Origin of the sequence: Escherichia sp. WS547, assembly GCF_046486065.1 — a bacterium.
Taxonomy (GTDB): domain Bacteria; phylum Pseudomonadota; class Gammaproteobacteria; order Enterobacterales; family Enterobacteriaceae; genus Escherichia; species Escherichia coli.
This window is the reverse complement of the sequence record NZ_JBJQMA010000003.1, coordinates 81,908-107,490: the sequence shown is the minus strand read 5'-3', so window position 1 is coordinate 107,490 and position 25,583 is coordinate 81,908. Positions and strand designations below refer to the sequence as shown.

22 protein-coding genes and 2 tRNA genes are annotated in these 25,583 nt (G+C 51.0%); 4 read left to right on the top strand and 20 right to left on the bottom strand.

Features of this window, described 5'->3' with window-relative positions; all coding sequences use genetic code 11:
* Positions 1 to 39: 39 nt before the first annotated feature.
* The 8 genes from pnp to ACJHWK_RS04155 all read right to left on the bottom strand — a co-directional run bounded on the left by pnp (position 40) and on the right by ACJHWK_RS04155 (position 9,291).
* The gene (gene pnp, locus ACJHWK_RS04190; protein ID WP_001298330.1) at positions 40 to 2,175 is read right to left on the bottom strand and encodes a polyribonucleotide nucleotidyltransferase; all 2,136 of its coding nucleotides are present in this window, start codon (positions 2,173 to 2,175) and stop codon (positions 40 to 42) included.
* Between the two features lie 246 nt (positions 2,176 to 2,421).
* Complete coding sequence (gene rpsO, locus ACJHWK_RS04185) at positions 2,422 to 2,691, bottom strand: 30S ribosomal protein S15 (protein WP_000059466.1); 270 nt, start codon at positions 2,689 to 2,691, stop codon at positions 2,422 to 2,424.
* A 148-nt stretch (positions 2,692 to 2,839) separates the two neighbouring features.
* Complete coding sequence (gene truB, locus ACJHWK_RS04180; protein ID WP_001521393.1) at positions 2,840 to 3,784, bottom strand: tRNA pseudouridine(55) synthase TruB; 945 nt, start codon at positions 3,782 to 3,784, stop codon at positions 2,840 to 2,842.
* Positions 3,784 to 4,185, bottom strand: coding sequence for a 30S ribosome-binding factor RbfA (gene rbfA / locus ACJHWK_RS04175; protein ID WP_001040205.1), 402 nt, complete (start codon positions 4,183 to 4,185; stop codon positions 3,784 to 3,786). The genes truB and rbfA overlap by 1 nt, the downstream gene beginning before the upstream one ends.
* 158 nt (positions 4,186 to 4,343) lie before the next feature.
* A complete protein-coding gene (gene infB, locus ACJHWK_RS04170; RefSeq protein WP_000133044.1) occupies positions 4,344 to 7,016 on the bottom strand; it encodes a translation initiation factor IF-2 in 2,673 nt (890 codons plus the stop codon).
* A gap of 24 nt (positions 7,017 to 7,040) precedes the next feature.
* On the bottom strand, positions 7,041 to 8,528 hold the full coding sequence (gene nusA, locus ACJHWK_RS04165; protein WP_001031055.1) for a transcription termination factor NusA: 1,488 nt from the start codon (positions 8,526 to 8,528) through the stop codon (positions 7,041 to 7,043).
* 27 nt (positions 8,529 to 8,555) lie between these two features.
* Positions 8,556 to 9,008 carry a ribosome maturation factor RimP gene (rimP, locus tag ACJHWK_RS04160; protein ID WP_001300397.1) on the bottom strand — a complete coding sequence of 151 codons (453 nt, stop codon included), beginning with the start codon at positions 9,006 to 9,008 and terminating at the stop codon, positions 8,556 to 8,558.
* A gap of 206 nt (positions 9,009 to 9,214) precedes the next feature.
* Positions 9,215 to 9,291, bottom strand: a tRNA-Met gene (locus ACJHWK_RS04155).
* A gap of 347 nt (positions 9,292 to 9,638) precedes the next feature.
* Between ACJHWK_RS04155 and argG the strand changes: the two genes are divergently transcribed.
* Positions 9,639 to 10,982 (top strand): argininosuccinate synthase, encoded by a 1,344-nt coding sequence (argG, locus tag ACJHWK_RS04150; protein WP_000207680.1) that lies wholly within the window; start codon positions 9,639 to 9,641, stop codon positions 10,980 to 10,982.
* Between the two features lie 7 nt (positions 10,983 to 10,989).
* Here the strand turns inward: argG and ACJHWK_RS04145 are convergent, their stop codons facing one another.
* The 7 genes from ACJHWK_RS04145 to rlmE form a co-directional block, all read right to left on the bottom strand.
* Positions 10,990 to 12,615 carry a phosphoethanolamine transferase gene (locus tag ACJHWK_RS04145; protein WP_001445829.1) on the bottom strand — a complete coding sequence of 542 codons (1,626 nt, stop codon included), beginning with the start codon at positions 12,613 to 12,615 and terminating at the stop codon, positions 10,990 to 10,992.
* Positions 12,616 to 13,071: 456 nt separating this feature from the next.
* Positions 13,072 to 13,158 (bottom strand) — tRNA-Leu (locus ACJHWK_RS04140).
* A 14-nt stretch (positions 13,159 to 13,172) separates the two neighbouring features.
* A complete protein-coding gene (gene secG, locus ACJHWK_RS04135) occupies positions 13,173 to 13,505 on the bottom strand; it encodes a preprotein translocase subunit SecG (RefSeq protein ID WP_001295556.1) in 333 nt (110 codons plus the stop codon).
* A gap of 227 nt (positions 13,506 to 13,732) precedes the next feature.
* Entirely contained in the window at positions 13,733 to 15,070 is a 1,338-nt protein-coding gene (gene glmM, locus ACJHWK_RS04130) for a phosphoglucosamine mutase (RefSeq protein ID WP_000071137.1), read from the bottom strand.
* Positions 15,063 to 15,911, bottom strand: coding sequence for a dihydropteroate synthase (gene folP, locus ACJHWK_RS04125; protein ID WP_001603854.1), 849 nt, complete (start codon positions 15,909 to 15,911; stop codon positions 15,063 to 15,065). Before folP ends, glmM begins: the two co-directional genes overlap by 8 nt.
* A gap of 89 nt (positions 15,912 to 16,000) precedes the next feature.
* Complete coding sequence (gene ftsH / locus ACJHWK_RS04120) at positions 16,001 to 17,935, bottom strand: ATP-dependent zinc metalloprotease FtsH (RefSeq protein ID WP_001107467.1); 1,935 nt, start codon at positions 17,933 to 17,935, stop codon at positions 16,001 to 16,003.
* Positions 17,936 to 18,034: 99 nt separating this feature from the next.
* Positions 18,035 to 18,664 carry a 23S rRNA (uridine(2552)-2'-O)-methyltransferase RlmE gene (gene rlmE / locus ACJHWK_RS04115; protein WP_000145975.1) on the bottom strand — a complete coding sequence of 210 codons (630 nt, stop codon included), beginning with the start codon at positions 18,662 to 18,664 and terminating at the stop codon, positions 18,035 to 18,037.
* 125 nt (positions 18,665 to 18,789) lie between these two features.
* On the opposite strand from rlmE, the gene yhbY reads away from it, so the two are divergent.
* Positions 18,790 to 19,083 carry a ribosome assembly RNA-binding protein YhbY gene (gene yhbY / locus ACJHWK_RS04110; RefSeq protein ID WP_001054420.1) on the top strand — a complete coding sequence of 98 codons (294 nt, stop codon included), beginning with the start codon at positions 18,790 to 18,792 and terminating at the stop codon, positions 19,081 to 19,083.
* A 155-nt stretch (positions 19,084 to 19,238) separates the two neighbouring features.
* Here the strand turns inward: yhbY and greA are convergent, their stop codons facing one another.
* Positions 19,239 to 19,715, bottom strand: a complete 477-nt coding sequence (greA, locus tag ACJHWK_RS04105; protein ID WP_001148001.1) for a transcription elongation factor GreA — start codon at positions 19,713 to 19,715, stop codon at positions 19,239 to 19,241.
* 247 nt (positions 19,716 to 19,962) lie between these two features.
* Between greA and dacB the strand changes: the two genes are divergently transcribed.
* Positions 19,963 to 21,396: a serine-type D-Ala-D-Ala carboxypeptidase gene (gene dacB, locus ACJHWK_RS04100; protein WP_001212619.1), complete on the top strand. Its 1,434-nt coding sequence runs from the start codon at positions 19,963 to 19,965 to the stop codon at positions 21,394 to 21,396.
* 39 nt (positions 21,397 to 21,435) lie between these two features.
* On the opposite strand, the gene cgtA is transcribed toward dacB, so the two are convergent.
* The 4 genes from cgtA to rplU form a co-directional block, all read right to left on the bottom strand.
* A complete protein-coding gene (gene cgtA, locus ACJHWK_RS04095) occupies positions 21,436 to 22,608 on the bottom strand; it encodes an Obg family GTPase CgtA (protein ID WP_000673561.1) in 1,173 nt (390 codons plus the stop codon).
* Positions 22,609 to 22,623: 15 nt separating this feature from the next.
* Positions 22,624 to 23,589 (bottom strand): DMT family transporter, encoded by a 966-nt coding sequence (locus ACJHWK_RS04090; RefSeq protein WP_000813037.1) that lies wholly within the window; start codon positions 23,587 to 23,589, stop codon positions 22,624 to 22,626.
* Positions 23,590 to 23,715: 126 nt separating this feature from the next.
* Entirely contained in the window at positions 23,716 to 23,973 is a 258-nt protein-coding gene (gene rpmA, locus ACJHWK_RS04085; protein ID WP_000940595.1) for a 50S ribosomal protein L27, read from the bottom strand.
* A gap of 20 nt (positions 23,974 to 23,993) precedes the next feature.
* Positions 23,994 to 24,305, bottom strand: a complete 312-nt coding sequence (gene rplU / locus ACJHWK_RS04080; RefSeq protein WP_000271401.1) for a 50S ribosomal protein L21 — start codon at positions 24,303 to 24,305, stop codon at positions 23,994 to 23,996.
* Positions 24,306 to 24,563: 258 nt separating this feature from the next.
* Between rplU and ispB the strand changes: the two genes are divergently transcribed.
* On the top strand, positions 24,564 to 25,535 hold the full coding sequence (gene ispB / locus ACJHWK_RS04075; RefSeq protein WP_001047336.1) for an octaprenyl diphosphate synthase: 972 nt from the start codon (positions 24,564 to 24,566) through the stop codon (positions 25,533 to 25,535).
* The last annotated feature ends 48 nt before the right edge of the window (positions 25,536 to 25,583 follow it).

Genomic DNA, 25,583 nt, shown 5'->3' with positions numbered 1-25,583 from the left:
TTAAAAGCCCCCCGCCGCAGCGGAGGGCAAATGGCAACCTTACTCGCCCTGTTCAGCAGCCGGAGCTTCCGGTGCTGCAGCAGGTTGAGACTGCTCAGTCGCTTCTTTAATGCTCAGACGGATACGGCCCTGGCGATCAACTTCCAGAACTTTCACCGGTACTTCCTGACCCATCTGCAGGTAATCGGTCACTTTCTCAACGCGTTTGTCAGCGATCTGAGAGATGTGTACCAGACCTTCTTTACCGCCGCCGATGGCAACAAATGCGCCAAAGTCAACGATACGGGTCACTTTACCATTGTAGACGCGGCCCACTTCGATTTCTGCAGTGATCTCTTCGATACGACGAATAGCATGTTTCGCTTTCTCGCCGTCGGTCGCTGCGATCTTCACAGTACCGTCATCTTCGATTTCGATGGTGGTGCCAGTTTCTTCGGTCAGGGCACGGATAACAGAGCCGCCTTTACCGATAACGTCTTTGATCTTGTCCGGGTTGATCTTGATGGTATGGATACGCGGAGCGAACTCAGAGATATCGCCACGTGGCGCGTTGATTGCCTGTTCCATTACGCCCAGGATATGCAGACGCGCACCTTTAGCCTGATTCAGCGCAACCTGCATGATCTCTTTGGTGATACCTTCAATTTTGATATCCATCTGCAGTGCAGAGATACCGTCGCGGGAACCCGCAACTTTGAAGTCCATATCGCCCAGGTGATCTTCGTCGCCCAAAATGTCAGACAGTACAACGTAGTTGTCGCCTTCTTTCACCAGACCCATTGCGATACCCGCAACAGCAGCTTTGATTGGCACACCTGCGTCCATCAGCGCCAGGGACGCGCCGCACACGGAAGCCATAGAAGAAGAACCGTTGGATTCGGTGATTTCAGACACCACACGTACGGTGTACGGGAATTTGTCCATATCCGGCATGACTGCCAGCACACCGCGCTTCGCCAGACGACCGTGACCAATTTCACGACGTTTCGGAGAACCGACCATGCCGGTTTCGCCTACGGAGTACGGAGGGAAGTTGTAGTGGAACAGGAAGGTGTCAGTACGTTCGCCCATCAGTTCATCAAGAACCTGCGCGTCACGTGCAGTACCCAGCGTTGCGGTAACCAGCGCCTGGGTTTCACCACGGGTGAACAGCGCAGAACCGTGAGTACGCGGCAGCACGCCAGTACGCACATCCAGACCACGAATCATATCTTTTTCACGACCGTCGATACGCGGTTCGCCTGCCAGTACGCGGCTACGAACAACGTTTTTCTCGATAGCGTGCAGAATTTCACCCAGTTCGTTTTCGTCCAGGGTTTCATCTTCAGCAAGCAGCGTCGCGATGGTTTCAGATTTGATGACATCAACCTGCGCATAACGCTCTTGTTTGTCGGTGATGCGGTAAGCATCGCTCAGACGAGCTTCAGCCAGTGCAGCAACGCGCGCGTTCAGCGCTTCGTTTACCGGCTCCGGCTGCCAGTCCCAACGCGGTTTACCGGCTTCTTTCACCAGTTCATTGATGTTCTGAATAACAACCTGCTGTTGTTCATGACCGAACACTACTGCGCCCAGCATCTGGTCTTCGCTCAGCAGTTCAGCTTCAGATTCAACCATCAGTACAGCGGCTTCAGTACCGGCAACAACCAGATCCAGTTTGCTCTCTTTCAGCTCGTCCTGAGTCGGGTTCAGTACGTACTGGTCATTGATGTAACCTACGCGGGCAGCACCAATCGGACCATTGAACGGAATACCAGACAGAGACAGTGCTGCGGAAGCACCAATCATCGCGACGATATCCGGGTTAACCTGCGGGTTAACAGAAACCACGGTGGCGATAACCTGAACTTCGTTGACGAAGCCTTCCGGGAACAGCGGGCGAATCGGGCGGTCAATCAGACGCGCGATCAGGGTTTCGCCTTCGCTTGGGCGGCCTTCACGACGGAAGAAGCTACCCGGGATACGACCAGCAGCGTAGGTACGCTCCTGATAGTTAACGGTCAGTGGGAAGAAGTCCTGACCTGGTTTGGCTTTTTTCTGTCCAACAACGGTAACGAATACCGCGGTGTCATCCATGCTAACCATAACAGCGGCAGTAGCCTGACGAGCCATCATGCCGGTTTCCAGAGTCACGGTGTGTTGGCCGTACTGGAATTTACGAACGATCGGATTAAGCAATGTAATATCCTTTCTCTTTCTTAGACAGTACCTTACGGCACTGGTGTTAATACCCGATCTTCTGCGCATCCTCGCGACTAATGACAACCCTAACCCAGCCCAATGTGGGTAAAGCCTCTCATTAGCCGCGCGAACCTCTGCAACGGAAGATCATTCATAGCAACAATACATTAGTTTCCAGTGAATTGCTGCCGTCAGCTTGAAAAAAGGGGCCTCTCAGGCCCCCTTTTCTGAAACTCGCAAGAATTAGCGACGCAGACCCAGGCGCTCGATGAGCTGGGTGTAACGTGCTACGTCTTTACGTTTCAGGTAGTCGAGCAGTTTACGACGCTGAGAAACCATGCGCAGCAGACCACGACGGCTGTGGTGATCTTTTTTGTGCTCTGCAAAGTGGCCCTGCAGGTGGTTGATCTGTGCAGTCAGCAGTGCTACCTGAACTTCGGTAGAACCGGTGTCGTTTGCGTCACGACCAAACTCAGAAACGATTTTAGCTGTTGCTTCAGTACTTAGAGACATTTTAAAACTCCAAAGTATATAGAATGAAAGGACGCCGATCTCTAATTCAGCGATCCCAGTGTACGTTACGCAAAGTGTTAAACAATTTACGCGACGTTAAGCGGCAGTATTCTACTCGTAGCGACCTGTTATCGCAAGACGGTTAACATTACGCCGGGTATTCAACCACCAGGCGACGAGGCGCGACGCGGCCTTCATCGTCAATTTCGCCCATACCGATAAACTTGCCGTTCTCACCTTCTGTAACGCGAACCAGTCCTTCCAGCGGCGCACCGGATGTACGAACCGGGTTACCATTTTTGAAGTAAACAGAAGACGTTAACGGAAGATTCACCACCGGGTAGTCCGAAGCTGGACTGTCCATTGGCATCAGTAATGGATCAAGTAACTCCGCGGCTGGAATATCCTGCTGTTCGGCTTGTTCAACCAGTTCACGCAGATGTTCCAGGGTCACCATCCGTTCAACCGGATATTTACTTACCGCCAGACGACGCAGGTAAATAACATGCGCGCCACAACCGAGTTTTTCACCCAGGTCATCAATGATGGTGCGGATATAGGTCCCTTTAGAGCAATGAACTTCCAGCTCCAGTTCATTGCCTTCATGGCGAATAAACAGCAATTCATAAACGGTAATCGGGCGTGCTTCACGCGGAACTTCAATGCCCTGACGCGCATATTCGTACAGTTTTTTGCCCTGGTATTTCAGTGCTGAATACATCGATGGGATCTGTTCGATATCGCCACGGAAAGTATCCAGTGCCGCCGCCAGTTGCTCTGTGTCAAAGGTTACCGGACGTTCTTCAACGATTTGTCCATCGGCGTCAGACGTATCGGTACGCTGTCCAAGACGCGCAATCACCCGATAGCGTTTGTCGGAGTCCAGCAGATACTGGGAAAACTTCGTCGCTTCCCCGAGGCAAATTGGCAACATGCCAGTTGCCAGCGGGTCCAGCGCACCGGTATGCCCGGCACGGTTGGCGTTATAAATCCGTTTCACTTTTTGCAGCGCATCATTGCTGGACATACCCTGCGGTTTATCCAGCAACAAAACGCCGTTAATGTCGCGACCGCGACGACGAGGACGACTCATTAGTCCTCCTTGCTGTCGTCCGGGTTAACACGACGTTCTTCGTCATGTTTGACCACGCTGGTCACCAGGTTTGACATGCGCATCCCTTCAACTAGCGAGTTGTCGTAGAAGAAGGTCAGTTCCGGCACGATACGCAGGCGCATCGCTTTCCCCAGCAGGCTGCGGATGAAACCAGAAGCTTCCTGCAACGCTTTGATGCCCGCTTTAACCGCGTCTTCATCTTTGTCGTTGAGGAACGTTACATATACTTTGGCATACGCCAGGTCGCGAGACATTTCGACACCGGAAACGGTGGTCATCATGCCCAGACGAGGATCTTTAATTTCACGCTGCAGGATGAGAGCGATCTCTTTTTGCATTTCCTGCGCTACGCGCTGCGGGCGACCAAATTCTTTCGCCATAATAAATTCTCCTGACAAAAAAGGGGCCATAGCCCCTTTTAAAATTAATCTCAGGTGGAAAGGGCTGTGTAGGCCTGATAAGACGCGCGAGCGCCGCATCAGGCAACGGCTGCCGGATGCGGCGTAAAAGCCTTATCCGGCCTACAACCCAGACAACCTTAAGCGATGGTACGTTGGATTTCGATGATTTCGAATACTTCGATCACATCGCCAGTGCGGACGTCGTTGTAGTTCTTAACGCCGATACCACATTCCATACCGTTACGGACTTCGTTAACGTCATCTTTGAAGCGGCGCAGGGACTCCAGCTCGCCTTCGTAGATAACCACGTTGTCGCGCAGAACGCGGATCGGGTTGTGACGTTTAACCACACCTTCGGTAACCATACAACCTGCGATGGCACCAAATTTCGGTGATTTGAATACGTCACGAACTTCCGCCAGACCGATAATCTGTTGTTTCAGTTCCGGAGACAGCATACCGCTCATTGCCGCTTTCACTTCGTCGATCAGGTTATAGATGACGGAGTAGTAACGCAGATCCAGGCTTTCCGCTTCAATCACTTTACGTGCAGAGGCATCAGCACGTACGTTGAAGCCAACCAGGATGGCGTTGGACGCCGCAGCCAGGGTAGCGTCGGTTTCGGTGATACCACCTACGCCAGAACCGATGATCTTCACTTTAACTTCGTCAGTAGACAGTTTCAGCAAGGAGTCGGAGATAGCTTCCACAGAACCCTGTACGTCTGCCTTCAGGACGATATTCACTTCGTGAACTTCGCCTTCGGTCATGTTGGCGAACATGTTCTCGAGTTTAGATTTCTGCTGACGCGCCAGTTTAACTTCGCGGAATTTACCCTGACGATAGAGTGCAACTTCACGCGCTTTCTTCTCGTCACGTACAACGGTAACTTCATCACCCGCAGCCGGAACGCCGGACAGGCCGAGGATTTCCACCGGAATGGACGGACCCGCTTCCAGCACTTCCTGACCCAGTTCGTTACGCATCGCACGAACACGACCGTATTCGAAGCCACACAGAACGATATCGCCCTTGTGCAGAGTACCTTCACGTACCAGAACGGTAGCAACCGGACCACGACCTTTATCGAGGAAGGATTCGATAACCGCACCGCTCGCCATGCCTTTACGTACCGCTTTCAGTTCCAGAACTTCCGCCTGCAGCAGGATAGCGTCCAGCAGCTCATCGATACCAGTACCCGCTTTCGCAGACACATGTACGAACTGGCTTTCACCGCCCCACTCTTCCGGCAGGATGCCGTACTGGGAGAGTTCGTTCTTAACGCGATCCGGATCGGCTTCTGGTTTATCGATCTTGTTCACTGCAACCACCACCGGAACCTGCGCCGCTTTCGCGTGCTGGATTGCTTCGATGGTCTGCGGCATTACGCCGTCGTCGGCAGCAACAACCAGGACTACGATGTCCGTTGCCTGCGCACCACGAGCACGCATTGAAGTAAACGCGGCGTGCCCCGGGGTGTCCAGGAAGGTGATCATGCCGTTTTCAGTTTCAACGTGGTATGCACCAATGTGCTGGGTAATGCCGCCCGCTTCGCCAGAGGCCACTTTCGTTGAACGAATGTAGTCCAGCAGAGAGGTTTTACCGTGGTCAACGTGACCCATGATGGTCACAACCGGCGCGCGCGGTTCCGCCGCTGCCCCCGTGTCACGGTCGCTCATTACCGCTTCTTCCAGCTCGTTTTCACGACGCAGGATAACTTTGTGGCCCATCTCTTCAGCAACCAGCTGTGCGGTTTCCTGATCGATAACCTGGTTGATGGTTGCCATTGCGCCCAGTTTCATCATCGCTTTGATGACCTGAGAGCCTTTAACAGCCATCTTGTTCGCCAGTTCGCCAACGGTGATGGTTTCGCCGATCACAACGTCACGGTTAACGGCCTGAGCAGGCTTCTGGAAGCCTTGCTGCAGCGAAGAACCTTTACGTTTTCCGCCTTTACCGCCACGTACTGCTGCGCGTGCTTCTTCACGATCAGCTTTTGATTCAGCGTGTTTGTTGCCTTTCTTCGGACGCGCAGCTTTCGCGTTACGACCACGGCCACGGCCGCCTTCGACTTCACGATCGCTTTCGTCTTCTGCCTGGCGAGCATGTTGAGAAGTAGTGACGTGATAATCGCTGGAATCTTCAGTCGGTTCCGCGTTATCAGTCCATTTGTTTTCTTCCGCCATACGACGTGCTTCTTCAGCAACGCGACGTGCTTCTTCTTCGAGTTTACGACGCGCTTCTTCTTCGGCTTTACGCTTGAGCTCTGCAGCTTCCTGCTCACGGCGGGCTTTTTCAGCCTGGGCGTTTTTAGTCATATCGTCTTGTTGATTGCTCACTTTGTCTTTTTCCGCAGCTTCACGTTTCGCTTGTTCAGCAGCTTCACGCTTAGCTTGTTCTGCGGCCTCACGTTCAGCTTTTTGTTGCGCCTCACGTTTGGCCGATTCTTCTGCCTCACGACGGGCTTGCTCTTCCGCTTCACGCTGCGCTTGCTCTTCCGCAGCAAGGCGTTCAGCCTCTTGCGGATCGCGTTTCACAAAGGTGCGTTTCTTGCGGACTTCGATTTGTACCGATTTGCTTTTTCCACCGGTACCAGGAATGTTAAGGGTGCTGCGTGTTTTACGTTGCAGCGTCAATTTGTCCGGGCCTGAATTTTTCTGATTCAGGTGGTCAATCAAAGTCTGTTTCTCTTGTGCGGACACAGAGTCGTCAGCAGACTTCCGGATACCTGCATCAGCAAATTGCTGTACCAGGCGTTCCACGGAGGTCTGTCGCTCTGCGGCCAGCGTTTTAATCGTTACATCTGTCATGCTGTTCCTTCCTGCTACAGTTTATTACGCTTCGTCACCGAACCAGCAAATATTACGGGCAGCCATAATCAGTGCTCCGGCTTTTTCGTCGGTCAACCCTTCGATATCAGCCAGATCATCAATGCCCTGTTCGGCGAGATCTTCCAGCGTACAAACGCCACGGGCGGCCAGTTTGAATGCCAAATCACGATCTATCCCTTCAAGGTTCAGCAGATCGTCAGCCGGTTTGTTATCACCGAGGCTTTCTTCCTGGGCCTGTGCAATGGTGGCCAGTGCATTTTTAGCACGCTCGCGCAGTGCTTCAACGGTCGGCTCATCAAGGCCTTCGATTTCCAACAGCTCTTTCATCGGCACATAGGCCAGTTCTTCCAGCGTCGAGAAGCCTTCTTCTACCAGAACAGTCGCGAAGTCTTCGTCGATGTCGAGATATTTGGTGAAGGTGTCGATCGCTGCGTGCGCTTCCGCCTGATGCTTAGCCTGCAGGTCGTCAACGGTCATCACGTTGAGTTCCCAACCGCTCAGCTGCGAAGCCAGACGCACGTTCTGACCATTACGGCCAATCGCCTGCGCCAGGTTACCGGCTTCAACGGCGATATCCATGGTGTGTTTATCTTCATCCACCACGATAGAAGCAACGTCTGCCGGTGCCATTGCGTTAATCACGAACTGCGCCGGGTTATCATCCCACAGGACGATATCGATACGCTCGCCGCCCAGTTCAGTAGAAACCGCCTGAACACGTGCGCCACGCATACCTACGCAAGCACCTACCGGATCGATACGTTTATCGTTGGTTTTCACCGCGATTTTCGCACGAGAACCCGGGTCGCGAGCCGCTGCTTTAATTTCAATCACTTCTTCGCCGATTTCTGGCACTTCAATACGGAACAGTTCGATCAGCATTTCCGGCTTGGAACGAGTGACGAACAATTGCGCACCACGCGCTTCCGGGCGAACGGAATAGAGCACGCCACGAACACGGTCGCCAGGGCGGAAGTTTTCACGCGGCAGCATATCTTCGCGCAGGATCACGGCTTCAGCGTTGTTGCCCAGATCCAGAGAGATGTTGTCGCGGTTTACTTTTTTCACCACGCCGGTGATGATTTCACCTTCATGTTCACGGAACTGATCAACCACCATCGCACGTTCGGCTTCACGCACTTTCTGCACGATAACCTGTTTTGCCGTCTGGGTGGTGATACGGTCAAAGGTAACAGACTCAATCTGATCTTCAACGTAATCGCCCAGATTCAGGCTTTCATCTTCATAACGTGCGGCTTCAAGGGTGATTTCCTTGGTCGGCTGGGTGACTTCATCAACAACTAACCAGCGACGGAAGGTGTCAAAATCACCGCTTTTGCGATCGATCTGTACGCGGACGTCGATCTCTTGTTCATATTTTTTCTTTGTTGCTGTCGCCAGCGCGCTTTCCAATGCTTCGAAAATCTTCTCGCGAGGTAGCGCCTTTTCATTGGATACGGCTTCAACTACAGCCAAAATTTCTTTGTTCATCGCGGGCTTTTCACCTCATCCAGACTATTAAAAGTGGGGAACCAGGTTCGCCTTCTGGATATTACTCAGCGCGAACACTTCATCTTTACCTTCGACGGTAACTGTGATCATTTCACCGTCTACCGCTTTGATAACGCCCTGCCATTTACGACGGTTTTGTACCGCCATGCGGAGAACCAGAGTCACCTCTTCTCCGACGAAACGGGCGTAGTGTTCAGCCGTGAACAGTGGGCGATCGAGACCCGGTGAGGAGACTTCCAGGTTATAAGCAACGGTGATGGGATCTTCAACATCCAGCACAGCACTTACCTGGTGGCTCACATCAGCACAATCATCAACATTGATGCCATCTTCACTATCAATATAGATGCGCAGTGTGGATGTGCGACCGCGAATAAATTCGATGCCAACCAGTTCAAAACCCAGGGCCTCAACTGGCGCAGTAATCATCTCTGTTAATTTTTGCTCTAATGTGGACAAGCCCACCCCCAAGACATAAAAAAAGGGCCTAAAGCCCAGTTATTCTGTAGTCAGATAACAAAAAACCCCGATAAATCGGGGCTTTATATAACTGAACCCTATAACCGCAACTGCGGTCTGGAGCACTTTCCAGAAGGATTTTTTCAAATCCCACTACGAAGGCCGAAGTCTTCACAGTATATTTGAAAAAGGACTCTAAGGGAAAGTGGTTGCGGGGGCCGGATTTGAACCGACGACCTTCGGGTTATGAGCCCGACGAGCTACCAGGCTGCTCCACCCCGCGCCTGAAACGTGGCAAATTCTACTCGTTTTGGGTAAAAAATGCAAATACTGCTGGGATTTGGTGTACCGAGACGGGACGTAAAATCTGCAGGCATTATAGTGATCCATGCCACATTTTGTCAACGTTTATTGCTAATCACGTGAATGAATATCCGGTTCACTTTCATTTGTTGAATACTTTTGCCTTCTCCTGCTCTCCCTTAAGCGCATTATTTTACAAAAAACACACTAAACTCTTCCTGTCTCCGATAAAAGATGATTAAATGAAAACTCATTTATTTTGCATAAAAATTCAGTGAGAGCGGAAATCCAGGCTCATCATCAGTTAATTAAGCAGGGTGTTATTTTATGACGACGATTCTCAAGCATCTCCCGGTAGGTCAACGTATTGGTATCGCTTTTTCCGGCGGTCTGGACACCAGTGCCGCACTGCTGTGGATGCGACAAAAGGGAGCGGTTCCTTATGCATATACTGCAAATCTGGGCCAGCCAGACGAAGAGGATTATGATGCGATCCCTCGTCGTGCCATGGAATACGGCGCGGAGAACGCACGTCTGATCGACTGCCGCAAACAACTGGTGGCCGAAGGTATTGCCGCTATTCAGTGTGGCGCATTTCATAACACCACCGGCGGCCTGACCTATTTCAACACGACGCCGCTGGGCCGCGCCGTGACTGGTACCATGCTGGTTGCTGCCATGAAAGAAGATGGCGTGAATATCTGGGGTGACGGTAGCACCTATAAAGGAAACGATATCGAACGTTTCTATCGTTACGGTCTGCTGACCAATGCTGAACTGCAGATTTACAAACCGTGGCTTGATACTGACTTTATTGATGAACTGGGCGGCCGTCATGAGATGTCTGAATTTATGATTGCCTGCGGTTTCGACTACAAAATGTCTGTCGAAAAAGCCTACTCCACGGACTCCAACATGCTTGGTGCAACGCATGAAGCGAAGGATCTGGAATACCTCAACTCCAGCGTCAAAATCGTCAATCCAATTATGGGCGTGAAGTTTTGGGATGAGAGCGTGAAAATCCCGGCAGAAGAAGTCACAGTACGCTTTGAGCAAGGTCATCCGGTGGCGCTGAACGGTAAAACCTTTAGCGACGACGTAGAAATGATGCTGGAAGCTAACCGCATCGGCGGTCGTCACGGCCTGGGCATGAGCGACCAGATTGAAAACCGTATCATCGAAGCAAAAAGCCGCGGCATTTATGAAGCCCCTGGGATGGCACTGCTGCACATTGCGTATGAACGTTTGTTGACCGGTATTCACAACGAAGACACCATTGAGCAGTATCACGCGCATGGTCGTCAGTTGGGCCGTCTGCTGTACCAGGGACGTTGGTTTGACTCCCAGGCGCTGATGCTGCGGGACTCTCTGCAACGCTGGGTTGCCAGCCAGATCACTGGTGAAGTTACTCTGGAGCTGCGCCGCGGGAACGATTATTCAATCCTGAATACCGTCTCAGAGAACCTGACCTACAAGCCAGAGCGTCTGACGATGGAAAAAGGCGACTCGGTGTTCTCGCCAGATGATCGTATCGGTCAATTGACCATGCGTAACCTGGATATCACCGATACCCGCGAGAAACTTTTCGGTTATGCCAAAACTGGCCTCCTCTCCTCCTCTGCCGCTTCAGGCGTGCCGCAGGTGGAGAATCTGGAAAATAAAGGCCAGTAATTCGACATCAACCCTGCCCTTCAGGGGTGGGGTTACCTTGCTTATCCTCTGTAAACTCCTTTCTGAGCATCACATAATCGAAAACATCATGGTTTGCATCCACAACCCGTGAGTCTCCTTTATAGTGTGCAATCACTTCCTCCAGCGTTTTCGGCTGTTCCGGCTTTGTTACCCCCATCCACGCATTAATAAGGTAATTATTGTACGCAGTGGAAAAGATATCGTTTTCCGTTGTACGATCAACGCCATCCCCAAGAACGGGGCTATACCAGATAAACATCGGGACATGATATGCCTGCTGGCTGGCCTCCCTGCCTCCATGAAAATAGACGTTCTTCTTCGTAGGGTCGCGTTCCAGGCCGTGGTCGGCAAAATACATGACCGAGGCGCGGCGATCTTTTAATAATTCAAAAATCTGACCTAGCAAACTATCTGTGTAATGAATGGAGTTGTCATAGCAGGCATCCTGATCGTCCTGCGGTTGAAACACGGCGCTGGATTGCGGATAGGCGCTACAAGCCGGTTCATGGCTTCCATTTAAATGAAGAACAATCAGTTTCTTTTGCTGCGTCTTTTGCTGTAACGCTTGCGATAAATGCGGCAACAACAATTCATCAAATCCTCTGACATAGACTGTTTCCATGGCGCGCATGGCGATACTGGTAACTGCTGTACCATTCTGCCGAAAAGCGGATTGCGAGCTTAGCCAGAAAGTCTGAAATCCTGCTTGATTAGCCATATTAATAATGTTGTCCGGGTAATTATGAATGTCATGACTCAAAACAGAATCAGCAGTTAAAGAAAGGGGAACCGACAGCGCAGTGTAAGGTGCACCGCTTATTGCTTGATTAAACAGTTTGATCTGTTTTCTTTGTGCTTCGACTTGCGGTGTCGTAGAGCGTGTGTATCCATACAAAGACATATTGTCGACACGTACAGACTCCCCCACAATCAACACGTAGGTATCAATACCTGTATCCCTGACTGATAATTGAAAATATGGCACCGTGTTTGCAATTGAGAGTAATCTTTGATGCTCTTTCGCTGCTAAAGCAAAATAATTGAGATTGAAAAACGGCGTATAGGTAGCAAATCGCGACGCTAGTATATATGGACTGAACGCTTTTTTATTTTTTGCATCTTTATAAGCAAATTGACAAGCGGAAAATAAACTGCCCGAAATGACAATCAGCAATAATATTCCTGTCACTTTTTTCGTCGGCAAGGAAACATCATATTTTATTATTACTGCCAAAAAAAGAAGGGATAAAAAGGCAAAAGCACATAGATAAGGGATATACATCCCCAGCATTTTGACAACTTCATCCGGATCACTCTGCAGCACACTAATCGCAAATCCATCATTGAAAGTTGTACCAAAGGTACACCATGAATAGAGGCTAATACTCATGTCTGCCGCTGTCAGTAACACAAATGGTGCGGCAACAAGCAGGCGAAGCGGAAGGGATGATATACGTTTAACAACCAGGATGGTCAGAACGAAGAACAGCAATCGCTGAACCATATGCGCTCCGGAAGAGGCGACTAAGTTCGTAATACCAAAAACAATAACACAAAGATACAACAACCAATGAGATTTAAAACTTCTAACAAATTTGTTGAATACTGTCATCCAGAAATCCAAGTTCACAACCAATATAAACAATTATCAACAATGTTCAATTTTATATCAGACATGTTTTTCAACTCTGATCCATATCAGACCGAAACACTGTTAGTTTTTTCTTTTTAAATGATGCGGCCATTGTTCTCAGTAATTAAATAACATTATCAATGCGTCTCTAAACATTACGCAGAACGTAGCCATCAGTAGTTATACTGACAGGAGCAGGATGGTTTATCGAGAAGTAAACATATCCGTATTCGTACCGGAACTGGAGTTGACACAATAAAGTGCCAATTATGTCAGCAGAAGGGAAAAGTTTATAACTAAGGCGTACCGGCACCATCGTTTCAAAGTACCAGCTACGAGTAAAGCAACTGGACGAGATACAGATACCTGACAACCATTCCTCAGATCAGGACCAAAACGAAAAAAGACGCTTTTCAGCGTCTCTTTTCTGGAATTTGGTACCGAGGACGGGACTTGAACCCGTAAGCCCTATTGGGCACTACCACCTCAAGGTAGCGTGTCTACCAATTCCACCACCTCGGCACGGATACTACTTTTTAGTTCGGGATATCGCTGGTCGGCTTAGCCGGAGCAGCTGGCTGAGTTTGTTCGGTTTTGGCCGGCGCACTCAGGTTTTCCCATTCGCTACCTTTATTGGTTTTGTTGCTATTGATGTTACCCAGTACCAGACTGATGATGAAGAATAACGTTGCCAGCAGCGCCGTCATGCGGGTCATGAAGTTACCAGAACCACTTGAACCAAACAGCGTAGCGGAAGCGCCTGCTCCGAAGGAGGCTCCCATATCAGCGCCTTTACCTTGCTGCAGCATGATCAGACCAACAAGGCCAATTGCCACAATAAGGAAAACTACCAAAAGAGCTTCGTACATAATCAACCTGTTCCTTGCGGAGTTGCCGCGTACCAATGCTTCAACCAATAAAGCGGGAGTTTTTAATCTTTCCCACTGAAGCGGGTGTGAATACTAACCAAAGCGAATGACCTTCGCAAGGGCAATTTTATCGCATTGTATCAACTGCGGAAAAAAACAGCAAAACCGATGTGTTCGCCGAGAAAAAAGGCGACAATCGCCGCCTTTTTAGCCAGTCATCTAACGCTTTAAACGGCTTTTACTGCATCGGCGATACGGTGTGCAAATTCAGTTACCTGCGCTTCGTCTTCACCTTCTACCATCACGCGAATTAACGGCTCGGTGCCAGATTTACGCAGCAAAACGCGTCCACGGCTACCCAGCGCCGCTTCAACTTCTGCGGTCACAGCTTTGACTGATTCATGCTCCAGCGGATCGCCGCTACCTGCGGTGTAACGCACGTTAACCAGAATCTGCGGGAACATTTTCATGCCGCTGCAAAGGTCGTGCAGGCTCATATGATTACGTGCCATCGCCGCCAGCACCTGCAAGCCAGCAACGATGCCGTCACCGGTAGTGGTTTTATCCAGCAGGATCACATGACCGGAGTTCTCTGCACCGATACGCCAGCCTTTCTCCTGCATTTTTTCCAGTACGTAGCGGTCACCCACTTTCGCGCGCGCAAATGGAATACCTAACTGTTTCAGCGCCAGTTCAAGCCCCATGTTGCTCATCAATGTACCCACCGCGCCACCACGCAGCTGGCCCTGACGAAGACCTTCACGCGCGATGATATACATGATCTGATCGCCATCGACTTTATTGCCTTCATGGTCAACCATAATCACGCGATCGCCGTCGCCGTCGAAGGCAATACCGAGATCCGCTTTTTCAGCCAGCACACGAGCCTGGAGCGCGCGAACGTCGGTAGCCCCCACTTCGGCATTGATGTTTACACCGTTCGGCTCACAACCGATAGCGATAACGTTCGCCCCCAGTTCGCGCAGCACGTTCGGCGCGATGTGATAAGTCGCACCGTTTGCGCAATCCACCACAATCTTCAGTTCACTGAGGCTAAGTTCGTTCGGGAACGTGGCTTTGCAAAACTCGATATAGCGACCCGCAGCATCAACGATACGGCTGGCTTTACCCAGTTCTGCCGAATCAACACAGCTGATCTCTTTTTCCATTTCCGCTTCGATGGCTTCTTCAACTGCATCCGGCAGCTTAGTACCGTCAATAGAAAAGAATTTAATGCCGTTATCGTAGAATGGGTTATGCGATGCAGAAATTACAATCCCGGCCTCTGCGCGGAAGGTACGCGTCAGATAAGCCACGGCAGGTGTAGGCATCGGGCCTGTAAAGAGTGCGGAAAGGCCCGCAGCCGCCAGACCCGCTTCCAGTGCTGACTCCAGCATATAGCCAGAAATACGCGTGTCTTTACCAATAATGATCTTACGGGAGCCGTGGCGCGCCAGCACTTTACCCGCGGCCCAACCCAGCTTAAGCACAAAATCAGGGGTGATCGGCGCATCCCCTACACGACCACGAATCCCATCGGTACCGAAATATTTACGATTACTCATAGCGTTTGTTTTCCTTTGCAGACAGAGTGGCTTCCACCACCCGCATCGCTTCTACGGTTTCTTTGACGTCATGAACACGAATGATATGCGCGCCTTGCATAGCGGCAATGACCGCACAAGCCAGACTACCGCTCAGACGCTCAGATGGCCCCACGTTCAGCAATTGCCCAATCATCGATTTTCGTGACATACCCACCAACAGCGGCAGGTTGAAATGATGAAATTCAGCCAGGCGCGCCAGTAATGAATAGTTATGGGAGAGATTTTTACCGAAACCGAATCCGGGGTCGAGCAACAATTTCTCTTTTGCGATACCCGCCTGCTCGCAACGTGCTATTTGCTCAATAAAGTAGCGATTCACTTCTGCAAAGACATCGTCATACTTCGGGGCTTCCTGCATGGTTTTTGGATTTCCCTGCATATGCATCAGACAAACCGGTAAACCGGTTTCTGCAGCCGCCTCCAGAGCGCCAGGTTCGGAAAGGGAGCGGATATCGTTAATAATGTGAGCGCCAACTTTCGCTGACTCACGGATGACTTCTGGTTTGGATGTATCTACCGAGATCCAGACTTCGAAGCGTTGAGCAATTGCCTCAACCACAGGAATAACACGTTGCAACTCTTCTTCAACGCTAACTTCCGCCGCCCCTGGGCGCGTGGACTCACCACCAACGTCAATGATCGTCGCGCCAGCGTTGATCATCAGATTCGCATGTTTCACCGCATCTATCAGCGAGTTATGCGTGCCGCCATCCGAAAAGGAATCAGGCGTGACGTTGAGGATCCCCATTACGTGAGGATGGCTAAGGTCCAGTGAAGTGCCCTGGGCATAGAGTTTCATGGTGTTATCCCTAGTATGAATTGATAAGAAAAAACCCCGGAGCACGCCCCGGGGTTTTCGGTACAAATACAGTCATCTGATGCGGGAACTTACTTGTCGCCTAACTGCTCTGACATGGTGTTACCCGGGTTCGGCGTACGCGGTTCATCAACCGGACGTGGAGCCTTTGGACTACCATTGTCGCCAGAATTGTTAGAAGCGCCTGGTTCTTCCCAGCCCGCTGGCGGACGTACATCGCGACGTGCCATCAGGTCATCAATCTGCGGTGCGTCGATAGTCTCATATTTCATGAGAGCATCTTTCATCGCATGCAGAATATCCATATTGTCGGTCAGAAGCTGACGCGCACGATTATAGTTACGCTCAATCAGTGCTTTCACTTCCTGGTCGATGATACGTGCAGTTTCATCGGACATATGTTTCGCTTTCGCTACGCTACGGCCGAGGAACACTTCACCTTCTTCTTCCGCGTACAGCAGTGGACCCAATTTCTCAGAGAAGCCCCACTGAGTCACCATGTTACGTGCCAGGTTGGTCGCAACTTTAATATCGTTGGACGCACCGGTAGAAACATGTTCCGGCCCGTAGATGATCTCTTCTGCCAGACGACCACCGTACAGCGTAGAAATCTGGCTTTCCAGTTTCTGACGGCTGGCGCTGATTGCGTCGCCCTCAGGCAAGAAGAAAGTCACACCCAGCGCACGACCGCGTGGGATAATCGTCACTTTGTGCACCGGATCGTGTTCCGGCACCAGGCGACCGATAATCGCGTGACCCGCTTCGTGGTAAGCCGTCGATTCTTTCTGCGCTTCCGTCATCACCATGGAGCGACGTTCCGCACCCATCATGATTTTGTCTTTCGCTTTCTCGAACTCAACCATCGACACAACGCGTTTGTTGCCACGAGCAGCGAACAGTGCCGCTTCGTTCACCAGGTTCGCCAGGTCAGCACCGGAGAAACCTGGAGTACCACGGGCAATGATTGCCGCGTCGATATCGGGTGCCAATGGTACACGACGCATGTGAACTTTCAGGATCTGCTCACGACCGCGAACATCTGGCAAGCCAACCACAACCTGACGGTCGAAACGGCCAGGACGCAGCAGCGCCGGGTCGAGAACGTCCGGACGGTTAGTTGCGGCGATAACGATGATACCTTCGTTACCTTCGAAGCCATCCATCTCAACCAGCATCTGGTTCAGAGTCTGTTCACGTTCATCGTGACCACCGCCCAGGCCTGCGCCACGCTGGCGGCCTACGGCGTCGATTTCATCGATAAAGATGATACACGGTGCCGCTTTCTTCGCCTGTTCGAACATGTCACGAACACGGGATGCACCCACACCGACGAACATTTCGACGAAGTCAGAACCGGAGATAGTAAAGAACGGAACTTTCGCTTCGCCTGCAATCGCTTTCGCCAGCAGCGTTTTACCGGTACCCGGAGGACCGACCATCAGAACGCCTTTCGGGATCTTACCGCCGAGTTTCTGGAAGCGGCTCGGCTCGCGCAGATACTCAACCAGTTCAGCAACTTCTTCTTTTGCTTCGTCGCAGCCCGCAACGTCAGCAAAGGTCGTTTTGATCTGATCTTCAGTCAGCATGCGCGCTTTGCTCTTACCAAACGACATGGCACCTTTGCCACCGCCGCCTTGCATTTGACGCATGAAGAAGATCCAGACACCAATCAGCAACAGCATCGGGAACCAGGAGATGAAGATAGAAGCCAGCAGGCTTGGTTCTTCAGGCGGTTCACCGACAACCTTGACGTTCTTGGTCAACAGGTTATCCAGTAATTTCGGATCCTGAACCGGAATGTAAGTGGTATAACGGTTACTATCTTTCTTGGTAACGTTGATTTCACGTCCGTTGATACGCGCTTCACGAACCTGGTCGTTATTGACCTCTTGTAGGAAGGTAGAGTAATCCACCTTACGGCCATTAGACTCGCTGGGCCCAAAGCTCTGGAATACTGACATCAGCACAACGGCAATGACCAGCCAGAGTATTAGGTTTTTCGCCATGTCACTCAAGGGATTAACCTCTTATTACAACTGTGTTAAAAACAGCGTCAGGATACTCTATATCCAGCATCTTTCAAACTTTCGTCTGAAATCTCCCGGTTAGGGTTTACGCCCGGTCGCTACAATATACACTTCCCGCGAACGTGCACGAGAAGAGTCCGGCTTACGAACTTTGACCTTCGTAAACAGGGAGCGAATTTCCCTTAGATACTCATCGAAACCTTCGCCCTGGAACACCTTCACTACAAAACTGCCACCTGGCGCTAATACATCACGACACATTTCTAGCGCCAGTTCCACCAGATACATGGCACGGGGGATATCCACCGCCGGTGTTCCGCTCATGTTTGGTGCCATATCGGACATGACAACCTGGACTTTGCTGTCGCCAACGCGCTCCAGCAGTGCTTTCATCACCAGTTCATCACGAAAATCGCCCTGAAGAAAGTCCACACCAACGATAGGATCCATAGGTAAAAGATCGCAAGCGATGATGCGGCCTTTGCCGCCAATTTGGGTGACCACATATTGTGACCAACCACCCGGAGCAGCACCAAGGTCGACAACCGTCATTCCCGGTTTAAAGAGTTTGTCACTTTGCTGTATTTCATCAAGTTTAAACCAGGCACGGGAACGTAACCCCTTTTTCTGTGCCTGTTGAACATATTTATCGCTAAAGTGTTCCTGAAGCCAGCGGCTGGAGCTGGCAGAACGCTTCTTACCTGTCATTTAACTTTCCCATGGGGATAACTCATCGTAACCAATTGCGTAAATTTTTACGCGCCTATTTGGTGATATATGGGAGATGGCGGTAGAATGACCCGTTTTCAATCCCAACGTAAGCAAAAAATACGATGAATCTGAGTACTAAACAAAAACAGCACCTGAAAGGTCTGGCACATCCGCTCAAGCCAGTTGTTCTGCTTGGCAGTAATGGTTTGACCGAAGGGGTGCTGGCCGAGATTGAACAAGCGTTAGAGCACCATGAACTCATCAAGGTGAAAATCGCCACCGAAGATCGCGAAACTAAAACCTTGATCGTGGAAGCTATCGTGCGCGAAACCGGCGCCTGTAATGTACAGGTCATCGGTAAAACGCTGGTGCTTTATCGCCCAACTAAAGAACGTAAAATCTCGCTGCCACGCTAAGATTATCCTAAAGTTACACACATTTGCTGTGTAAAACGAGGGGTTTTCCGCAGGCAGGAGAGCAAAATGCCACGCTCTGTTCGTTGATAAAAGGCCGCATAGCGGCCTTTTTCCTTTCTTTACAATACATCAACATCTTGAGTATTGGGTAATTCTTACAGGTATTCCACCTTAATTACTTCAAATTCTACTTCGCCGCCCGGCGTTTTGATGACCACAACATCATCTTCTTCTTTGCCGATCAGGCCACGAGCAATAGGCGAGTTTACAGAAATCAGGTTTTGTTTAAAGTCAGCTTCGTCATCGCCAACGATGCGATAAGTCTGTTCTTCGTCAGAATCGAGATTCAGCACCGTTACGGTAGCACCAAAAATAACGCGCCCATTGTTGGGCATTTTGGTGACATCAATCACCTGCGCGTTCGACAGCTTGGCTTCGATGTCTTTGATACGGCCTTCGCAGAAGCCCTGCTGTTCACGAGCTGCGTGGTATTCGGCGTTTTCTTTCAGGTCGCCATGCTCACGCGCTTCCGCGATAGCAGCAATGATTTCAGGACGGCGCACAGATTTCAGAAAATCCAGCTCTTCGCGTAATTTTTCAGCGCCGCGTAAGGTCATCGGAATAGCTTGCATTTGTTATACCTCTTGAATATTCCTGATGGGGCAAGTCTTCACCCACCCCGGCTGTTCGGCCTGCCCGGCATAACTCCTCACCGGGACCAGAAGCAAAAAAATACCGACCCGGGTACAAGTCCCAGGTCAGCTACAATTCACATTTTGATAGTCATTTTACCCTGAAGTTCCCGAAGGGTCATCGTTTACTTTATAGGGCGTTGCGCCGTAGTATGACGGCTCGATTCCAGGTTGTTAGCGCGAGATTATGCGATTTTCCAGATTTATCATCGGATTGACCAGCTGTATAGCGTTCAGTGTTCAGGCCGCAAATGTTGATGAGTATATTACTCAACTCCCCGCTGGTGCCAACCTTGCCCTGATGGTGCAAAAAGTCGGCGCGTCGGCCCCCGCTATTGATTACCACAGTCAGCAGATGGCGCTGCCCGCCAGTACGCAGAAAGTGATTACAGCGCTAGCGGCGTTGATTCAACTCGGCCCCGATTTTCGTTTTACCACGACGCTTGAAACCAAAGGTAATGTGGAAAACGGCGTACTTAAGGGTGACTTAGTGGCGCGATTTGGTGCCGATCCGACGTTAAAACGTCAGGATATTCGCAATATGGTCGCGACTTTGAAAAAATCTGGCGTCAACCAAATCGATGGCAATGTGTTGATAGATACCTCCATTTTCGCCAGCCACGATAAAGCCCCCGGCTGGCCATGGAATGACATGACACAATGCTTTAGCGCTCCGCCTGCCGCCGCCATAGTTGACCGCAACTGTTTCTCCGTCTCGCTCTACAGTGCCCCAAAACCTGGTGATATGGCTTTTATACGCGTGGCATCTTATTACCCCGTTACGATGTTCAGCCAGGTACGCACCCTCCCCCGTGGTTCTGCCGAAGCGCAATACTGCGAACTGGATGTCGTACCAGGCGACCTGAACCGCTTTACGCTGACGGGATGCCTGCCGCAACGTTCTGAGCCGCTCCCGTTGGCTTTTGCCGTGCAGGATGGAGCCAGCTATGCCGGGGCAATTCTGAAAGATGAGTTAAAACAGGCGGGTATCACCTGGAGCGGAACACTGCTGCGCCAGACTCAGGTTAACGAACCTGGAACGGTAGTTGCCAGTAAACAGTCGGCCCCGCTGCACGATCTGCTTAAGATTATGCTGAAAAAGTCGGACAACATGATCGCCGATACGGTTTTCCGCATGATAGGCCATGCGCGCTTCAATGTGCCTGGAACATGGCGGGCCGGGTCGGACGCCGTGCGTCAGATCCTGCGCCAGCAAGCCGGTGTCGATATTGGAAACACCATTATTGCCGATGGTTCAGGGCTTTCGCGGCATAACCTGATTGCCCCCGCCACCATGATGCAGGTGCTGCAATACATTGCCCAACACGACAATGAACTTAACTTTATCTCCATGCTGCCGCTGGCGGGCTATGACGGCTCTTTGCAGTACCGTGCAGGTCTGCATCAGGCGGGCGTGGATGGCAAAGTCTCAGCGAAAACCGGTTCGTTGCAGGGGGTATATAACCTGGCGGGATTCATTACCACAGCGAGCGGGCAACGAATGGCATTTGTACAATATCTTTCTGGCTATGCAGTAGAACCCGCGGATCAGCGTAATCGCCGTATTCCGTTAGTGCGTTTTGAAAGCCGTTTGTACAAAGATATTTATCAGAACAATTAGTCAAAAAGAAACCCCGGCGCATGGCCGGGGTTTTGCTGATTAACGCTTGTAAATGAACTCAACGCCTTCTTCGTCGTCTTCGTCCCAATCGTCATCCCAGTCTTCATCATCCTCTTCAGCAATCTCTTCAAGCTGCTGGCGGTGATAATCATCCCACATGAATTCGACTTTCTCTGGCTGTTTCGCTTCTTCAGCCTGCACGACCGGGTTTTCAATGATAAAGGTCATCACATCCCAGCAGAGATCTTTCACGCCCAGTCCGCTCGCCGCAGAGATCAGATAATATTTATCTTCCCAGCCCAACGCTTCAGCGATCGCTTTCGCTTTCTCTTCGGCTTCTGCCTTATCCAGCAGATCGATCTTGTTGAAGACTAACCAACGCGGTTTCGCCGCCAGATCCTGGCTGTATTTTTCCAGCTCGCTGATAATAATACGCGCGTTTTCAACCGGATCGGTGCCGTCAATCGGATCGATATCGATGAGGTGCAACAGGACGCGGCAACGTTCCAGGTGCTTCAGGAAGCGAATGCCCAGACCTGCGCCTTCCGCAGCGCCTTCAATCAGTCCTGGAATATCGGCAACAACGAAGCTCTTTTCGTTGTCCATTCGTACCACACCCAGACTTGGCACCAGAGTGGTAAACGGATAATCCGCCACTTTCGGTTTAGCCGCCGATACCGCGCGAATAAAGGTCGATTTACCCGCGTTTGGCATCCCCAACATACCGACGTCAGCCAGCAGCATCAGCTCCAGCAGCAGCTCACGCTTATCGCCCGGCGTACCGTTAGTTTTCTGCCGTGGTGTACGGTTAACTGACGATTTGAAACGGGTATTGCCCAGACCGTGCCAGCCGCCCTTGGCAACCAGCAGACGCTGACCGTGTTTGGTCATATCGCCCATGGTTTCACCGGTACCCTGGTCGATAACACGCGTACCTACCGGCACTTTAATCGTCACGTCTTTACCGCGCTTACCGGTACAGTCGCGGCTTGCGCCATTCTGACCACGCTCTGCGCGGAAAGATTTTTCAAAACGATAATCGATAAGCGTGTTCAGGTTCTCGTCGGCTTCCATCCATACGTCACCGCCGTCACCGCCGTCGCCGCCATCCGGGCCGCCTTTCGGAATATACTTTTCGCGGCGGAAGCTCACGCAACCATTACCGCCATCACCTGCAACGACCAGAATCGATGCTTCATCAACAAACTTCATTTTATTCTCCGTAAATCATTCGCCTGCGCGGGGTTGCGATACCACCGTTGTATGCTTACGTAATCCGCCCCAAATACGATGACCAATGGCGGAATACATCGCGCCCGCAACCACGACAAACGCACCGAGATAACCTAAAAGGTTTAACATCGGTCTGGCGAAGAAATCGGGCCAGGCCAGTGATAAAAGATCTGAAAAAAACAGCGTAAACAGTGGGGTGAGCGTAATGATCGCGCTCACCTGCGCTGCCTGCCAGCGAGCCATCGCTTCCGCCAGGGCGCCATATCCTACCAATGTATTCAGTCCGCAAAAAATTAAACATGCGAGCTGCCAGTGGCTAAGCTGCGCTATCACTCCAGGCTTTGCCAGAGGGAAGAGCGCAATTGTACATAAAGTGTACAGTAAAAACAGAATCTGCGGTGAGGCCAGCCGACGCAATAAAACCTTTTGCGCCACGCCATAACTCACCCAAACCGTCGCAGCACCGACCCCAAAGATAACTCCCCAGGTGTAATCGGTGAGCTTTGTAAATATCTCGACCAGACTGGTGTTAAAAAACATCACCAGGCCGCTCAGGAGCATCAATGCCCCTACAACCTGAGTGCTGCGCATTTTCTCTTTCAGGATAAATACGCTGGCAACCATCATGCCAACTGGCGAGAGTTGCCCAATCACCTGCGAAGCGGTCGGACTCAGGTATTGCAAGGATGAGCTGAACAGGATGAAGTTCCCAAACAGCCCGGCGGTCGCCACTGCCAACAAAATCAACCAGCGTGGCTTACGAAACACGCGTAATGGCGGCAACCTCTTCTTCACCGCAAGAATGGCACCAAGGCCAATACTCGCCATCAAGAAACGGTAAAACACGATTGTCGGAGGTTCCATCACCTCCAGCACCTGCTTCATTGCGATTGGCAACGCCCCCCAGCAAATTGCTGTGGTGAGCGCCAAAAGAATGCCAATGCCTGCCTGCTGCTTCATACCGTATTCCCTGCAAAGCGCATTTGCGAATTAACGTCGCACCATGCGCATTTTTACCGGTTATCGAATGTAAAAAGCCCCGCAACGTGTTGCGGGGCTTTCATCCGTTACCAGGACGCGAAAAACTTATTCAGCTTCGATGCTGATAAATTTACGGTTTTTCGGGCCTTTAACTTCGAATTTCACTTTACCGTCTGCTTTAGCAAACAGAGTGTGGTCACGACCGCAACCTACGTTAGCGCCAGCGTGGAATTTGGTACCACGTTGACGAACGATGATGCTACCCGCCAGAACGGATTCGCCACCGAAACGCTTAACGCCCAGGCGTTTAGCTTCTGAATCGCGACCGTTACGTGTGGAGCCGCCAGCCTTTTTATGTGCCATTTGAAATCTCTCCTCAGGTCTTAGGCGCTGATGCCAGTAATTTTCACATCAGTGAACCACTGACGATGGCCCTGCTGCTTACGATAGTGTTTACGACGACGAAACTTAACGATTTTAACTTTCTCGCCACGACCGTGAGCAACAACTTCAGCTTTGATTACGCCGCCATCAACGAAAGGAACGCCGATTTTGACTTCTTCACCGTTTGCGATCATCAGCACTTCAGCGAACTCAACAGTTTCGCCAGTTGCGATGTCCAGCTTTTCCAGGCGAACGGTCTGACCTTCGCTTACTCGGTGTTGTTTACCACCACTTTGGAAAACCGCGTACATATAAAACTCCGCTTCCGCGCACACCTTTTCAATGATTCAGAGTGCGCTATAAATATTCACAATAGGGCGCGAATATTACGCAAAACGCACGCCTTTGACAAGTGCTACAGTCAATACACGAAGAAAAAAAACACAACTTGTACGGTAACGTTTATCTGTGCCATTTTTTCAGTACAATCACCCTATATTCCTAACCATAAACCCTAAGTTGCCTTTGTTCACAGTAAGGTAATCGGGGCGAAAAGCCCGGCTTTTGCGATGAATTTAGAAAAAATCAATGAGTTAACCGCGCAAGATATGGCGGGTGTTAATGCGGCAATCCTTGAGCAGCTTAATTCCGACGTCCAACTGATCAATCAGTTAGGCTATTACATCGTCAGCGGCGGCGGTAAACGTATTCGTCCGATGATTGCTGTACTGGCTGCACGAGCTGTTGGCTATGAGGGAAATGCGCATGTCACCATTGCTGCCCTGATCGAGTTTATCCACACGGCGACTCTGCTGCACGACGACGTTGTGGATGAATCAGATATGCGCAGGGGTAAAGCTACCGCCAACGCCGCATTTGGCAATGCCGCCAGCGTGCTGGTAGGCGATTTTATTTATACCCGCGCGTTCCAGATGATGACCAGCCTCGGCTCGCTCAAAGTGCTGGAAGTCATGTCAGAAGCCGTAAACGTCATCGCAGAAGGTGAAGTTCTGCAACTGATGAACGTTAACGATCCGGACATCACTGAAGAAAACTACATGCGCGTTATCTATAGCAAAACCGCGCGTCTGTTTGAGGCTGCCGCGCAGTGTTCCGGTATTCTGGCTGGCTGTACGCCGGAGGAGGAGAAAGGCCTGCAGGATTATGGGCGCTATCTCGGCACTGCTTTCCAGTTGATCGACGATTTACTCGATTACAATGCCGATGGCGAACAGTTAGGTAAAAACGTCGGCGACGATCTGAACGAAGGTAAACCGACGCTGCCGCTGCTGCATGCAATGCATCATGGCACACCAGAACAGGCACAGATGATTCGTACCGCCATCGAACAGGGTAACGGTCGCCATCTTCTGGAACCGGTTCTGGAAGCAATGAACGCTTGTGGATCTCTTGAATGGACGCGTCAGCGTGCCGAGGAAGAAGCAGACAAAGCCATCGCAGCGTTACAGGTGCTCCCGGACACCCCGTGGCGAGAAGCACTCATCGGCCTCGCGCACATCGCTGTTCAACGCGATCGTTAATCCCCTCCCCGCATCCCGCGCAGTGCGTGGGATGATTCCAATAAGTTC

Excerpts from the sequence above, each read along its gene's own strand:
- rpsO (WP_000059466.1), bottom strand. The coding sequence starts at position 2,691 with ATGTCTCTAAGTACTGAAGCAACAGCTAAAATCGTTTCTGAGTTTGGT.
- truB (WP_001521393.1), bottom strand. The coding sequence starts at position 3,784 with ATGAGTCGTCCTCGTCGTCGCGGTCGCGACATTAACGGCGTTTTGTTG.
- rbfA (WP_001040205.1), bottom strand. The coding sequence starts at position 4,185 with ATGGCGAAAGAATTTGGTCGCCCGCAGCGCGTAGCGCAGGAAATGCAA.
- infB (WP_000133044.1), bottom strand. The coding sequence starts at position 7,016 with ATGACAGATGTAACGATTAAAACGCTGGCCGCAGAGCGACAGACCTCC.
- nusA (WP_001031055.1), bottom strand. The coding sequence starts at position 8,528 with ATGAACAAAGAAATTTTGGCTGTAGTTGAAGCCGTATCCAATGAAAAG.
- argG (WP_000207680.1), top strand. The coding sequence starts at position 9,639 with ATGACGACGATTCTCAAGCATCTCCCGGTAGGTCAACGTATTGGTATC.
- ACJHWK_RS04145 (WP_001445829.1), bottom strand. The coding sequence starts at position 12,615 with ATGACAGTATTCAACAAATTTGTTAGAAGTTTTAAATCTCATTGGTTG.
- secG (WP_001295556.1), bottom strand. The coding sequence starts at position 13,505 with ATGTACGAAGCTCTTTTGGTAGTTTTCCTTATTGTGGCAATTGGCCTT.
- glmM (WP_000071137.1), bottom strand. The coding sequence starts at position 15,070 with ATGAGTAATCGTAAATATTTCGGTACCGATGGGATTCGTGGTCGTGTA.
- folP (WP_001603854.1), bottom strand. The coding sequence starts at position 15,911 with ATGAAACTCTATGCCCAGGGCACTTCACTGGACCTTAGCCATCCTCAC.
- ftsH (WP_001107467.1), bottom strand. The coding sequence starts at position 17,935 with ATGGCGAAAAACCTAATACTCTGGCTGGTCATTGCCGTTGTGCTGATG.
- rlmE (WP_000145975.1), bottom strand. The coding sequence starts at position 18,664 with ATGACAGGTAAGAAGCGTTCTGCCAGCTCCAGCCGCTGGCTTCAGGAA.
- yhbY (WP_001054420.1), top strand. The coding sequence starts at position 18,790 with ATGAATCTGAGTACTAAACAAAAACAGCACCTGAAAGGTCTGGCACAT.
- greA (WP_001148001.1), bottom strand. The coding sequence starts at position 19,715 with ATGCAAGCTATTCCGATGACCTTACGCGGCGCTGAAAAATTACGCGAA.
- dacB (WP_001212619.1), top strand. The coding sequence starts at position 19,963 with ATGCGATTTTCCAGATTTATCATCGGATTGACCAGCTGTATAGCGTTC.
- cgtA (WP_000673561.1), bottom strand. The coding sequence starts at position 22,608 with ATGAAGTTTGTTGATGAAGCATCGATTCTGGTCGTTGCAGGTGATGGC.
- ACJHWK_RS04090 (WP_000813037.1), bottom strand. The coding sequence starts at position 23,589 with ATGAAGCAGCAGGCAGGCATTGGCATTCTTTTGGCGCTCACCACAGCA.
- rpmA (WP_000940595.1), bottom strand. The coding sequence starts at position 23,973 with ATGGCACATAAAAAGGCTGGCGGCTCCACACGTAACGGTCGCGATTCA.
- rplU (WP_000271401.1), bottom strand. The coding sequence starts at position 24,305 with ATGTACGCGGTTTTCCAAAGTGGTGGTAAACAACACCGAGTAAGCGAA.
- ispB (WP_001047336.1), top strand. The coding sequence starts at position 24,564 with ATGAATTTAGAAAAAATCAATGAGTTAACCGCGCAAGATATGGCGGGT.